Origin of the sequence: Actinoallomurus acaciae, assembly GCF_042429965.1 — a bacterium.
GTDB lineage: Bacteria > Actinomycetota > Actinomycetes > Streptosporangiales > Streptosporangiaceae > Actinoallomurus > Actinoallomurus acaciae.
Genome location: NZ_JBHLZP010001165.1, coordinates 1 through 1164 on the forward strand (window position 1 = coordinate 1; position 1164 = coordinate 1164).

The 1164-nt window shown below is 74.8% G+C and carries 1 protein-coding gene; it reads left to right on the forward strand.

Going from position 1 to position 1164, the window contains the following annotated elements; all coding sequences use genetic code 11:
• Nucleotides 1-292 precede the first annotated feature (292 nt).
• On the forward strand, nucleotides 293-1164 hold an 872-nt coding region (locus tag ACFFNX_RS51365; RefSeq protein ID WP_378213807.1), incomplete at its 3' end, for a proton-conducting transporter transmembrane domain-containing protein.

Below are 1164 nucleotides of genomic sequence, written 5' to 3' on the forward strand. Positions count from 1 at the left end.
GCCGTCGCGGGCGGCGCGGCGCTGTCCGGGCCGGTGTGGCGCGCGGCGCTGCCGGGGCTGTTGCCGCTGGGCGGGGTCCGTCTCGAGGTGGACGCCCTGTCGGGATGGTTTCTGCTGGTCGTCGGCGGCGTGGCGGCGTTGGTCGGGGTGTACGCGGCGGGCTATGTGGGCCGGTCCGGGACCGGTGCGTCGTCGCGTACGGCACTGGCCGCGCTGCCGCTGTTCGTCGCGGCGATGGTGGTGGTGCCCGCGGCGGGCAGCGTGTCGACGCTGCTGCTTGGCGTGGGAGCTGATGGCGTTGTTCTCCCTGCTGCTGGTGATGTGCGAGCACACCCACGGCCCGGCGGTGCGTTCGGCCGGCCGCTGGTACGCGGCCATGACGCAGGCCGGGTTCGTCGTGATCCTGTTCGCCCTGGTGTGGGTGGCCGCCGCGTCCGGCGGGGAGTCCTTCACCGCGATCCGGCACGCCGCGCCCGGCCTGTCCGGCGCGGTGCGCGCCGGGGTGTTCGTGCTTGCGGCGGCCGGGTTCGCGGCCAAGGCCGGGATGGTGCCGGCCCATCCGTGGCTGCCACGGGCGCACGCCGAGGCGCCCAGCCACGTCTCGGCGCTGATGAGTGCGGCGATGGTGAGCCTGGGCACCTACGGGATCATCCGCCTGGGTTTCGACCTGCTCGGCGGCGGACCGTCCTGGTGGTGGACCCTGGTGGCGGCCGGCGGCGGCCTGTCGGCGCTGTACGGGATCTTGCAGGCGGCGCTGGCCACCGATGTGAAGAAACTGCTGGCCTACTCCACGGCGGAGAACACCGGGTTGATCCTGCTCGGGGTCGGGGCCGCGGGCCTGTTCGCCGACGCCCGGCAGCCGGAGCTGGCCGCGCTGGCGCTGGCCGCGGCGCTTCTGCACACGCTCAACCACGCCGCGTTCAAGTCGTTGTCGTTCTTCGCCGCCGGTGCGGTGGTGCGCGCCACCGGCACCCGTGACCTGGACGCCCTCGGCGGGCCGGGCCGCCGCATGCCGGCCACGACCGCGGCGTCCGCGATCGCCGCACTGTGCGCGGCGGCCCTGCCGCCCGGCAACGGCTTCGTCAGCGAATGGTTGTTGCTGCAGTCCCTGGTCCACGCCCTGCCGCCGGCCTCGGACCTGAACGCGGTCGCCGCTCCGGTCGG